Annotated in this window: 4 protein-coding genes; 3 read left to right on the top strand and 1 reads right to left on the bottom strand. The window is 46.4% G+C overall.

Going from position 1 to position 9,495, the window contains the following annotated elements:
- Positions 1-3,600 (top strand): collagen-flanked surface repeat-containing protein (locus tag ACTHSN_RS10595; RefSeq protein WP_440365309.1); only part of this gene is annotated, 3,600 nt, incomplete at its 5' end.
- A 237-nt stretch (positions 3,601-3,837) separates the two neighbouring features.
- Here the strand turns inward: ACTHSN_RS10595 and dusA are convergent.
- Positions 3,838-4,842, bottom strand: a complete 1,005-nt coding sequence (gene dusA / locus ACTHSN_RS10590) for a tRNA dihydrouridine(20/20a) synthase DusA (RefSeq protein ID WP_070460248.1) — start codon at positions 4,840-4,842, stop codon at positions 3,838-3,840.
- Positions 4,843-5,057: 215 nt separating this feature from the next.
- On the opposite strand from dusA, the gene ACTHSN_RS10585 reads away from it, so the two are divergent.
- Both ACTHSN_RS10585 and ACTHSN_RS10580 read left to right on the top strand, forming a co-directional pair.
- A complete protein-coding gene (locus ACTHSN_RS10585; protein WP_070814139.1) occupies positions 5,058-5,678 on the top strand; it encodes an L-threonylcarbamoyladenylate synthase in 621 nt (206 codons plus the stop codon).
- Positions 5,679-6,253: 575 nt separating this feature from the next.
- On the top strand, positions 6,254-9,495 hold a 3,242-nt coding region (locus ACTHSN_RS10580), incomplete at its 3' end, for an ESPR-type extended signal peptide-containing protein (RefSeq protein ID WP_440365308.1).

Raw genomic sequence — 9,495 nt, 5'->3', positions numbered from 1 at the left:
GGCGCTAAAGGCGAAAAAGGCGACAAAGGTGACCAAGGTGAAGCCGGCGCTAAAGGCGAAAAAGGCGACAAAGGTGATACTGGTGAAAAAGGCAGCAGCGTCACTGGCGAAGTTGTAAATAACAATGACGGTACTCATACCATCACTATTACTAATGAAAGTGATGGCTCAGTCACTACTACCATCGTTAAAGACGGTGTAGACGGTAAGAATGCTAAAGCTGACGTCAAAGACAACGGCGACGGCACTCACACTGTAACCATCACTGATGGCGAAGGTAATACCACTACTACTATCGTTAAAGACGGTAAGAATGCTGAAGCCGAAGTTAAAGACAACGGCAACGGTACTCATACTGTAACCATCAAAGACGGTAACGGTAATACCACTACTACCATCCTTAAAGACGGTGCAACTGGTGCCAAAGGCGATACCGGCGCAACTGGTGCAACCGGTGCCGATGGTAAGAACGCTGAAGCCGACGTTAAAGACAACGGCAACGGTACCCACACTGTAACCATTAAAGACGGTAACGGTAACACCACTACTACCATCCTTAAAGACGGTGCAACTGGCGCTACCGGTGCAACTGGTGCCGACGGTAAGAACGCTGAAGCCGACGTTAAAGACAACGGCAACGGTACCCACACTGTAACCATCAAAGACGGTAACGGTAACACTACTACTACCATCGTTAAAGACGGTGCAACTGGTGCTGATGGTAAGAATGCTGAAGCCGAAGTTAAAGACAACGGCAACGGTACTCACACTGTAACCATCAAAGACGGTAACGGTAATACCACTACTACCATCGTTAAAGACGGTGCAACTGGTGCTAAAGGTGATACCGGTGCAGACGGTAAGAATGCTAAAGCCGACGTTAAAGACAATGGCAACGGCACTCACACTGTAACCATCACTGATGGCGAAGGTAATACCACTACTACTATCGTTAAAGACGGTAAGAACGCTGAAGCCGAAGTTAAAGACAACGGCAACGGTACTCACACTGTAACGATCAAAGACGGTAACGGTAACACCACTACTACTATCGTTAAAGACGGTGCAACTGGTGCCAAAGGCGATACCGGCGCAACTGGTGCAACCGGTGCCGATGGTAAGAACGCTGAAGCCGAAGTTAAAGACAACGGCAACGGTACTCATACTGTAACCATCAAAGACGGTAACGGTAACACCACTACTACCATCGTTAAAGACGGTGCAACTGGTGCTAAAGGTGATACCGGTGCAGACGGTAAGAATGCTAAAGCCGACGTTAAAGACAACGGCAACGGCACTCACACTGTAACCATCACTGATGGCGAAGGTAATACCACTACTACTATCGTTAAAGACGGTAAGAACGCTGAAGCCGAAGTTAAAGACAACGGCAACGGTACTCACACTGTAACGATCAAAGACGGTAACGGTAATACCACTACTACCATCGTTAAAGACGGTGCAACTGGCGCTACCGGTGAAACAGGTGCAACTGGTGCTAAAGGTGATACCGGTGCAGACGGTAAGAATGCTAAAGCCGACGTTAAAGACAACGGCAACGGCACTCACACTGTAACCATCACTGATGGCGAAGGTAATACCACTACTACTATCGTTAAAGACGGTAAGAACGCTGAAGCCGAAGTTAAAGACAACGGCAACGGTACTCATACTGTAACCATCAAAGACGGTAACGGTAATACCACTACTACCATCGTTAAAGACGGTGCAACTGGCGCTACTGGTGCAACTGGTGCAGATGGTAAGAATGCTAAAGCCGAAGTTAAAGACAACGGCAACGGTACTCACACTGTAACCATCACTGATGGTGAAGGTAATACCACTACTACTATCGTTAAAGATGGTACAGCTGCAGCTAAGGGTGATACCGGTGCTAAAGGTGAAGATGGTAAGAATGCTAAAGCCGATGTTAAAGACAATGGCAACGGCACTCACACTGTAACCATCACTGATGGCGAAGGTAATACCACTACTACTATCGTTAAAGACGGTAAGAACGCTGAAGCCGAAGTTAAAGACAACGGCAACGGTACTCACACTGTAACGATCAAAGACGGTAACGGTAATACCACTACTACCATCGTTAAAGACGGTGCAACTGGCGCTACCGGTGCAACTGGTGCAGATGGTAAGAATGCTAAAGCCGAAGTTAAAGACAACGGCAACGGCACTCACACTGTAACCATCACTGATGGCGAAGGTAATACCACTACTACTATCGTTAAAGATGGTACAGCAGCAGCTAAAGGTGATACCGGTGCAACTGGTGCAGATGGTAAGAATGCTAAAGCCGACGTTAAAGACAACGGCAATGGCACTCACACTGTAACCATCACTGATGGCGAAGGTAATACCACTACTACTATCGTTAAAGACGGTAAGAACGCTGAAGCCGAAGTTAAAGACAACGGCAACGGTACTCACACTGTAACGATCAAAGACGGTAACGGTAATACCACTACTACCATCGTTAAAGACGGTGCAACTGGCGCTACCGGTGCAACTGGTGCAGATGGTAAGAATGCTAAAGCCGAAGTTAAAGACAACGGCAACGGTACTCACACTGTAACCATCACTGATGGCGAAGGTAATACCACTACTACTATCGTTAAAGATGGTACAGCTGCAGCTAAGGGTGATACCGGTGCTAAAGGTGAAGATGGTAAGAATGCTAAAGCCGACGTTAAAGACAACGGCAACGGCACTCACACTGTAACCATCACTGATGGCGAAGGTAATACCACTACTACCATTGTTAAAGATGGTACAGCTGCAGCTAAAGGTGATACCGGTGACAACGGTAAGTCTGCTGAAGGTAAAGTTGAGCGTGATGAAGCTAAAGGTACTTCTACCATCACTATCAACAACTTCGATAAAGACGGTAAAGTCATCTCTACTTCTACTGCAACCGTGAAAGATGGTAAAGACGGTAAAGACGGTAAAGATGCTGATGGCACCTTCGGTCTGGTTGACGAGACTGGTACTACTGACGGCTCTATCTCCAAACCTCTGAATAACACTATTCAGATTAAAGGTGATGCGGGTACTAAAGTTCAAGTATTCGACAAAGCAACCGGTAAGACTTCAGAGAAAGAAGTTCAAAACATCTTCGTTAAGAAAGACGGCGATGCGCTGAAAGTCAGCATGAACCCTGATCTGACCGTTAACAGTGTTACTACTAACGAACTGAAAGCAGGTCCTGTAACCATCAACCAAGGTGGTATCGATGCCGGCAATACTACTATCCAAAATGTTGCTCCAGGTAAGAAAGGTACCGATGCAGTTAACGTTGACCAGCTGAACCAAAAATTCGGCGATGTGAACAGCAATGTGAACAAGGTTGACAACAACGCCCGCGCAGGTGTGGCTCAAGCTCTGGCTACTGCCGGTCTGCCACAAGCTTACTTGCCAGGTAAGAGCATGCTGGCTATCGGTGGCGGTCACTACCGCGGTGAAACCGGTTACGCTGTCGGCTTCTCTAGCATCTCCGATGGTGGTAACTGGATCATCAAAGGTACTGCTTCCGGCAACTCACGTGGTCACTTCGGTGCTACCGCAGCAGTTGGTTACCAATGGTAATCTGACTTTCAGACGGCCTGAAAAGGCCGTCTGAAAAGACGAAGCAAAGTAAATGCGGCCTATTTAGGCCGCATTTTTTTATGCTTAGATTATGTGTTGGGTTTATTCGATGAATTAATCATCATAGTAGCCAAAGAGAAATGAATATATCTTTAGCAGTCTGTTGTAATTTAAAAGGCCGTCTGAAACATCATTTGATGTTTCAGACGGCCTTTCATTTATTCGAACGATATGGCATTAGTCCCAAATATTTGCGCGTTCGACTTCTTTCCATGCGTCTAGAATCAGGCTGCCGTCGTTGTCTTTCAGCAAAGCGGCATCTGAGAGCATACGGCGCCAAGTGCGGGCATTTTTTAGGCCGTGCATCAAGCCCAGTGCATGGCGGACGATGTGGCGTAGGATGGTGCCGCGCCCTGAGGCGATTTGTTCGCGGCTGTATGCGTATAGCCAAGCTGCTAAATCTGCGTATTGGATTGGTGCGTGTGTGTCGTTGTAAAACAGTACATCCCAATTGCGCATCAGCATTGGATTATGATAAGCCTCGCGCCCGATCATGACCCCATCGACAAATTTCAGATGTTCGGCGATTTCTTCGTTGGTGGTGATGCCGCCGTTAATCAAAATTTCCAAGTCGGGAAAATTTTGTTTTAAGCGATAGACGTATTCATATTTGAGTGGCGGGACTTCGCGGTTTTCTTTCGGGGATAAACCGTCTAACCAAGCATTACGCGCATGGACGATAAATGTGCGGCAGGCTGTTTTTTTGTGTAATGTTCCCACAAAATCTGCTACGACTTGATATTCTGTTTGTCTGTCTACACCGATGCGGTGTTTGACCGTCACCGGAATTTCAACTGCATCCTGCATCGCGTTCAAACAATCTGCCACCAAATCTACATCATTCATCAGGCAAGCGCCGAAAGCGCCTTTTTGAACGCGTGGGCTGGGGCAGCCGCAATTTAGGTTGACTTCATTATAGCCATACGCTTCAGCCGCTTTGGTAGCGATTGCCAAGTCATGCGGATCTGAGCCGCCAAGCTGTAAAGCTACCGGTTGCTCGCCTTCGTTGAAACTCAAAAAGCGGTCTTTATCTCCGTAAACTACTGCGCCTGAATTGACCATTTCGCTATAAAGCCAAGCATTGCGTGTAATTTGTCGCGCCATAAAGCGATAGTGTCTGTCTGTCCAATCAAGCATAGGTGCGACAGACAAGTGGCGGGAAGGTAGGGAAGAAGCAGGCATTGAGATGACTTTCAAACAAAATAATGCATTATATAGTGTATTAAATTGACTTTCGATATCGGCCGGTAAATCAAAATTATATATAAGGATCACTGGGTCAGCCGTGTTGTAGCTAAGGCTAAATCCATTCATTGTGGTGGAAATCCAATATTCAGACGGCCAAATAAGTTTTAAAATGTCAAACAACAAACCATTAGAATGATAAGGAAAAAAACATGGCACAATTTTTCGCCATCCATCCCGATAATCCCCAAGACCGCCTCATCAAGCAAGCCGCCGATATTGTCCGCAGTGGCGGCGTTATCGTTTACCCTACGGATTCCTGCTATGCGCTGGGTTGCAAACTCGGCGACAAAACCGCGATGGAGCGCATTCTCACGATTCGCAAAATCGATCAAAAACACCATCTGACCCTGATGTGTGCCGATTTGAGCGAATTGGGTACTTACGCTAAAGTAGATAATGCCCAATTCCGCCAGCTCAAAGCAGCTACGCCCGGCAGTTATACCTTTATCCTGCAGGCAACCAAAGAAGTACCCAATCGCACGCTTCACCCCAAGCGCAAAACCATCGGCCTGCGTGTTCCCGATAACGCCACCGCCTTGGCGCTTTTGCAAGAATTGGGCGAACCTATTTTAAGTTGCACCCTCATGCTGCCCGAAGACGACGAGCCATTGACCGATCCATACGAAATCCGAGACCGTCTTGAGCATGCTGTTGATTTGGTTATTGATGGCGGCTGGTGCGGTACTGAACCGACAACGGTTATTGATATGACCGATGGCACCGAGCTGATTCGTCAAGGCAAGGGAGATATTGCCGTATTCGGTTTGTAAAACCATCCGCGTCTGTATAAGTAGGGATATGCGTATTCTTTCTATGACGTATTAAAAGCATATTGCCGGTTTTATTGATAGCTTAAAAAACCAAATTATTCAAGCAAGTAGTTGTTCAATATCATTTCATTAAAGGCCGTCTGAAACATTTCAGACGGCCTTTCTTTTTCGTTTTTTTAAATAAGTAATTCATTTTGAATAATATTCCAAATAATTGGCATGTGGGTTGCATGATTACTGTGTTTACTTGTGACTTGTCAATGGAATACAACACACCGCTTATTAATAGAAACATGGCTGGAGCCCTTTTGATAATTGGTTTTTTGGGTAGAAAGCCGTGATTTTATTTAAAAATTAAAGATAATCGGTTGATATTTCTGACTAGCGGATATTTAGTAAGTATGAAATACTATTTCACTTCGAGATAGTAAAAGACCTAAATTTTGTCTTAAAGTGACAATAAACGTCAGCTCGAAGCAAGCATTTTGCAGGGAAATCCTCCGCAATGATTTTTTAAAGTAGCGTCATGCTCACGCCTACGCTTTTATCCATCATAAAAAGAGAAAGACACACTAATGAATAAGATATTTAAAGTCGTTTGGAACCGTACGATTCAATCTTTCGTTGTAACGTCCGAATTGGCCAAAGGCCGTGTGAAATCGTCTGCAGAACAAAACAGTACAGATGTATCTGCCGAATCCGGTAAAAATGGTATCGCGACAGTTTTCAGATTGACAGTGATTTCGGCAGCTCTTTTGGGTGCAGGTAATTCGTATGCGGCAACTGCGGGACGTGGGCTAATTGCGGTTGATCCTCCAACCAGTGCTACTGCGGTCAGCGGTGCAACAGCGACCGGTATTGGTGCTCTGTCAGTAGGAGCATCAGCCAATGCCACGGCTAATGGTGCAGTTGCGGTAGGTACGAGTGCAAATGCAACACATAATAACAGCCTTGCTGTTGGTACAAATGCCAAGGCTACTCAAAATCATGCTGTTGCGATGGGTGCAGATACAAGTGCAAGTAGTTCACATGCAACAGCGATAGGTAAAAGTGCCAATGCTGTTTCTGCAGATTCAACAGCATTGGGTGCAGATTCCAAAGCAAATGGTACGCAAGCGACAGCGGTAGGTAAGAATGCTCTTGCCGATAATACGAGCACAACAGCATTGGGTAATTCGGCGCAAGCATTTGGTATAGGCTCAATGGCTTTGGGCCAATCCAGCACATCAAGAGGTCAAGACGGCATTGCAATTGGCAGCGGCAGTCAGGCTGCAGCCAATGCGCAAAATGCCATTGCAATCGGTACCAATGCAGTGGGTTATCAAAGTGAGTCTATCGCCATAGGTAATTCAGCCCAAGCTCAAACTGGAAATACCATTGCCATCGGTAAAAGTGCAGTGGCAAATTCTCCAGCTTCGGGTAATGCAGCATCAAGTGCTATTGCACTTGGTGCAGACGCGAATGCAACCGGACTTGGTACGATTGCTATTGGACGTGCATCTGGAGTTCTTTCGCAAAATATTATGAATGTGAATGTAACGCACAATAATATTGCTATTGGTAATACGGCTCGAGTAGGCGATTCAAGTAGTTCTAAGATAACCCAGTCTATTGCTATTGGTTCAGGTAACCGTGTCGATGCACAGGGCAGACCTGAGGGCGCGTGGGCAAAGGGTGACCAATCTATTGCGGTTGGTGGTAATGTTGTAGCTGAGGGTAATTCATCTATCTCGGTGGGTGGTGATGACCTTGATAGTGTTGGTGGTACCCAATATTCAGGCAGCGCAACGGACAAATTCATCAAATACAATGCCCAAGGTGCGAAAGTTGGTGAATATGCGCTACGTGGTAAAAATCTGCGGGATATCTATAAAGAAATGACCGGAGATACAATGAATAGCGGGGTTTATGGTAATACCATTGCCGGTCAAGGTTCTGTTGCATTAGGTGTGCAGTCTAATTCATCTGCCGATTTGTCTCTGGCTATTGGTACTAAATCTCAAGCCACTGCCTTTGGTGGTGTAGCTTTGGGTACAGGTGCAAAAGCAACTTTGCTGAACTCTGTGGCTTTGGGTACGGCTTCTAAAACCGATAAAGAAGGTCGGGCATACGTTCAACGCGAAATTATGGGTGTAACCTACACTTGGGCAGGCGGTCAAACTACCGATGCCGGTGATGTTGTGTCTGTTGGTTCTCAAGGTTACGAACGCCAAATTATCAATGTATCCCCTGGCGATATTTCTGCTACTTCTACTGATGCCATCAACGGCTCTCAACTTTATGGCGTATTGAATGCGCTTGAACGCGTTCGTTATTTTTCTGTTAAGTCAGAAGAAGGCAAAACTGACGGTACGAAAAACTGGAATAATGATGGCGCAAAAGCAACCAATTCGATTGCCATCGGACCAAATGCAGCAACAAGTACAGGTGCGACGGGTAGTGTTTCCTTGGGCCATAATGCCAACGTACTTGGTTCGTCTTCTGTTGCCGTTGGCCCAAATGCAACTGTAACTTCAGGAACTGTGGGAGCCGTGGCTTTAGGCTCTAATGCCAATTCCCGCGGTACAGGCTCTATTGCCATAGGTTTGAACACAGAAAATGATCGCAATTACTCTATAGTCGTCGGTGCTCACAGTAGAGCCAACTACGAAAATGCAACTGTTGTCGGTGCAAGGGCAGCAGCACAAAATAACGGTACGGCAATGGGCTATTTGTCAAATGCAGTCGGTGATGATTCTGTTGCAATTGGTCATCAGGCGCAGACAACGCAAGCTTATTCTATCGCCATTGGTAAGCAGGCAAACAGTTCAGGCCTTTATTCCACCGCTATTGGTTCCTCAGCCCAAGCTGCCGGGCAGAATAGTTTTGCCGGCGGTAATAATGCAAAAGCGACTGGAAGCGATTCAGTTGCGTTGGGTAATGGTGCGACGACTACGGTTGGTAGCTCTGTTGCATTGGGCAATGGTGCTGTTGGCACTGCCAATAATTTTGACGCAACAGCCAAAAATGCCTCATTCAAAAACGATAGCGGCGCTGCGACCAATGTCAGCTATGCTGCTTCTTCATCCTCTAAAACAGGCGCGGTTTCTGTAGGCAGCGCAGGCAATGAACGCCAAATCCAGAATGTTGCCGCAGGCCGTATTTCCTCCACTTCAACCGATGCAGTTAATGGTAGCCAACTGTACACTGTTATGAACAATGTTGGACACAATATCCAACAAAACGGTACAGACAAATCCCGTATCAATAACAACGGTACAGTCAACTACGCTAATGGCAACTTGACGACCGTTGCAGTTACCGATGGCGAGAATGCATCAAAAGTTCAAATCAACGTCACTCAAGGCACATTGTCTGTCAATAATAATGGCACAGTGTCCGCACCGACTGCCGGTGTAGCGACTGCTGGTGATGTAGCCAATGCCATCAATAATGCCAAAACCACAACCAATGTAGCGGCAGGCAGCAACACGCACGTTAATAAAACAACTTCAGGCAAAGAAACCACTTATACCGTCAGCGCAGATAAAGCAACTGTACAAGTTTCCAATGCTTTGAATTTGACCTCCAATACTACAACTGCATCCGATGGCGCAGTCACAACTAATTACAGTATCGATCTCGCTCAAAGCACTAAAGATAACATCCAAAAAGGCGTAGATGCCAAAACCACCGTTGACAGCAAAGGCCTGACCTTCAACGGCGACAGCGGCAGCACCAATATCGAAAAACTCGGCTCCACCGTGACCGTTGCCGGCGACGACAACATCACCACCGAAGCCCAAGACGATAAAGTGACCGTTAAGCTGAAAAAAGA

The sequence above is a fragment of the Neisseria sp. P0009.S010 genome (assembly GCF_051958545.1).
In the GTDB taxonomy this organism is placed as follows: Bacteria; Pseudomonadota; Gammaproteobacteria; order Burkholderiales; family Neisseriaceae; genus Neisseria; species Neisseria subflava_A.
This window is presented reverse-complemented; position numbering and strand designations above follow the sequence as displayed.

Coding starts and splice junctions, on each gene's coding strand:
- dusA (WP_070460248.1), bottom strand. CDS start 4,842: ATGCCTGCTTCTTCCCTACCTTCCCGCCACTTGTCTGTCGCACCTATG.
- ACTHSN_RS10585 (WP_070814139.1), top strand. CDS start 5,058: ATGGCACAATTTTTCGCCATCCATCCCGATAATCCCCAAGACCGCCTC.